The sequence below is a fragment of the Shewanella sp. Isolate7 genome, assembly GCF_022398425.1.
GTDB lineage: Bacteria > Pseudomonadota > Gammaproteobacteria > Enterobacterales > Shewanellaceae > Shewanella.
The window spans coordinates 1-1,366 of sequence record NZ_JAKEVJ010000160.1; the positions used below are offsets into that span (position 1 = coordinate 1).

A 1,366-nucleotide genomic window follows, 5' to 3' on the forward strand; every position below is an offset into this window, starting at 1 on the left:
CAGTTCCCTAGGCATTACTCACCCGTCCGCCGCTCGTCATCTTCAAAAGCAAGCTTTTGAAATGTTACCGCTCGACTTGCATGTGTTAGGCCTGCCGCCAGCGTTCAATCTGAGCCATGATCAAACTCTTCAATTAAAAGTTTTTCTGCTCCACTCTTTATTCAAAAGGAAGCGACTCAATGAATTCTGATTCATCACTTAGACTCGGAAGAATCTAAGGATGTTTGTACATATTGCTATGGACTCTCATCATTGCATTGAGATTYAAATCGTTTTCGATTAACTCAATACCTGTGAGTGTCCACACAGATTACTTGATAAATTGTTAAAGAGCATTTGCACATCTCGGTAGTTCCGAGTGGCTAGGGCTGCGTATTCTACTCAGCGCGACTAAGGCGTCAAGGCCTTTTCTCAGAATGTTTTATAAATTTGGCTCAAATGCTCAAACATCGAACAATGTGATGAATCCCCCATCAGAAAGGCGACATTTCAATAGACAATAACCTGGCTATCGGCCCCAAACCTCGCTTCATCCCCACCATAGAAGCTAGGGATAGCACAAAAGATAGGACGGAAAGATAGAACAGAAAGATAGGATAATTTAAAGCTTTGCACTGATTAAGCCAAGCCATGATTAATCTAAGTCTTGATTAAGCCGAGTCCTAATTAAGACAAGCCATGATTAAAGCGCAATTTAATGATGCCTGGTAAGCTGGCGTATCGACCATGAAATCTCAAACGATGCTGGGGGCCATGACTGTAGCCATGACTGTATATGTAACCTTTTCACCGATGAGCGCTAAAATAAAGGTCGGCGCCCCCTGCTTGGCAAACATGCTCTCTGCTCGGCAAACATATCGTCATCTAGGCTCCGGCCACGACATAACGGCTCTGCTCTCTCGTTAAAAACCGTGCAGCTCTCTTGAGCATACACGCCACTATCATGAGCATACAGGCATAGACTTAACACCATCAAAGTGTACCTTGATTTATCCTATGGTTACCCTAAACCACAGATATAGCTGCGTTGATGATTTAATTACCTCTTATGACAGCATAGATCTATCTTGAAAAGTCTAAAAAAACCAGTAAGAGTAATTATGCTTCGACTAGGCCTTTGTAGTGGTCAACTAAAATTGGCCACGGTTTTGTATTCAAGCCAATATCTTCGCTCTGACTCATTGGGTGTCAGCCCACCGTTATATTGATGTGGTCTCAGCTGACTGTAATACCCCGTCACATATCGCGAAATTTCACTCTTAGCCTCACCGATATCCCGATAGCCGGTCATCGGTATCCATTCTGTTTTTAAGCTTCTAAAGAAGCGCTCCATCGGGCTGTTGTCCCAGCAGTTTCCTCGTCGACT

General features: G+C 43.6%; 1 protein-coding gene and 1 rRNA gene. Both read right to left on the minus strand.

All coding sequences use genetic code 11. The features are described 5' to 3' along the window. Positions 1–136, minus strand: a 16S ribosomal RNA gene (locus tag L1D47_RS20645); the annotation flags it as partial. Between the two features lie 990 nt (positions 137–1,126). Continuing rightward, positions 1,127–1,366, minus strand: a 240-nt coding sequence (locus L1D47_RS20650; protein WP_239882331.1) for an integrase core domain-containing protein, incomplete at its 5' end; no start/stop codon positions are given.